At 72.7% G+C, this 1826-nt stretch carries 1 protein-coding gene; it reads right to left on the minus strand.

Going from position 1 to position 1826, the window contains the following annotated elements:
* Positions 1 to 1770: UvrD-helicase domain-containing protein (locus FOE67_RS24575; RefSeq protein WP_182667017.1), on the minus strand; the 1770-nt coding region annotated here is incomplete at its 3' end.
* Positions 1771 to 1826: the final 56 nt, after the last annotated feature.

Below are 1826 nucleotides of genomic sequence, written 5' to 3' on the forward strand. Positions count from 1 at the left end.
GATCTCCCCCGCCCGCACTCCCCCGGCGGTCCACCGCCGCACCCGGGCGACCAGCGCCTCCAGTTCCGCCTCCCGGTCGGAGGCCGCGTACGTCTCCGGGCCGCTGCCGTGCAGGGCGGAGCGGTAGCCGAGCAGGGTGTCGTGCCGGTGGTCGTCGTCCAGGTCGTCGAAGCGGCGGCCGTGCAGCAGGGCGGTGGCCCAACTGAGGATCTCGTGGGTGGAGCGGTAGTTGCGGCGCATTTTCGTCGACCGCCCCGCGACCGCGATCCCGACCGCCTTCAGGGAGACCCTGCTGTCGTAGATGCGCTGGTGCGGGTCACCGGCGATGAACAGGTCGTCGGGCCGCCGCGGCGCGGCGGCGCGCAACAGCCGCCACTGCGCCGGGTGCAGGTCCTGGGCCTCGTCCACGACCACGTGCCGGTAGCGGGGCCCCTCGACACGCAGCAGGTCCGCGGCCTCGGAACAGGTGCCGAGGTAGGTGCGCAGGCCCTCGGCGGCCAGGCGGTCGGTGAACTCCCGGACCGTCTCCCACACCGGCCCGCGCGCCGCGACGGGCAGGGAGCTGCCGCGTCCCCGGCGTTCGGCCGCCTCGTACTCCTCCCGGGTGCGCAGGTCCTGCGCCAGGATGACGTGCCGGTACTCCTGGTCGAGGAACCGCGCGGTGCCGGTGAACCCCGTGACCCGGGCGGCGGCCTCCCAGTGCGCCTCCTCCTCCCCGCTTCGCAGGGGACGACGGGAGGTGGACAGGACCCGCCCGGCGAAGGCGTCGACGGTCATGATGTCCACCCGATCCCGCAGTTCGGCGTCGGGCACCAGCGAGTCGAGCCCGGCGCGCAGCGCCGCGACCAGCGCGTTGGTGTAGGTGGTCAGGAGGATGCGGTCACCGTCGCGCAGGTGCCGCAGCAGGTGACGCACCCGGTGCAGGGCGACGACCGTCTTGCCGGTGCCGGGACCCCCGGTGACCCGGGCGGGTCCGGAGTAGGAGGGCCGGTAGGCCACCTTGTGCTGGGAGGGGTGCAGGAAGACCCGCCACGCCTCGAAGGGCTGCTCCAGGATCTCCCGCAGTTCCTCGGAGGCGGTGACCAGGGCGATGCGGGTTCCGGAGTGCCGGATGGCGGTCTCGTAGTCGGTGGTGTCCACCGGCTCGGTGGAGCGGTCGGCGAGGTGGACGGCGACCACGTCGCGCCAGACCTCCTCGACGGTGAAGCCGGCCGCCAGGTACTCCAGTACCTCCCGCTGGTCCTGCGGGAAGAAGGGGGCGAAGACCTCCAGCTGTTCCGGGCCGGTCAGCGCGCGGGCCTGGCGGAGGGTGGTGCCGTCGATGCCGAGGGCGGCCATGTCGCCGTCGGAGATCTTGGCGAACAACCGCTGCTCCGGGGCGGGGGCGGCACGCTCGTAGGCGGGGGTGAGTTCGTCGAGCATCGCGATGTCGCGGATCTCCACGGCCCGGGTGACGGTGTTGATGCTGGCCTTCTGCTTGACCGCCCAGGCGATGGCCTTGTCGTGTGGCATGACCCGCAGCAGGACGAAGGTGTCGCCCGTCTCGGGGGCGAGGACGACGCCCCGGGTGCCCCGGTCGATGCGGATGGTGCGGATGTGGGGGTCACGGGCCTGTTTGAGGGCCTCCAGCTTCAGCCCGGGGTCGGCGAACAACTGCTCCAGGGTGAGGCGGTCGAACTTCTCCCAGGCGTCGAGCACGCCCTGCCGCACCGGGGCCTGGAGCTTGCCGAGTTGGGCGCAGAAGGCAATGTCGAAGGCGAGGCGTGGCATGGGCGGGTGGTTCTCCTCGAACGCGACGGACGGGAGCGGGGTGCGGACGGCGGAGG

The sequence above is a fragment of the Streptomyces calidiresistens genome (genome assembly GCF_014141525.1).
GTDB lineage: Bacteria > Actinomycetota > Actinomycetes > Streptomycetales > Streptomycetaceae > Streptomyces > Streptomyces calidiresistens.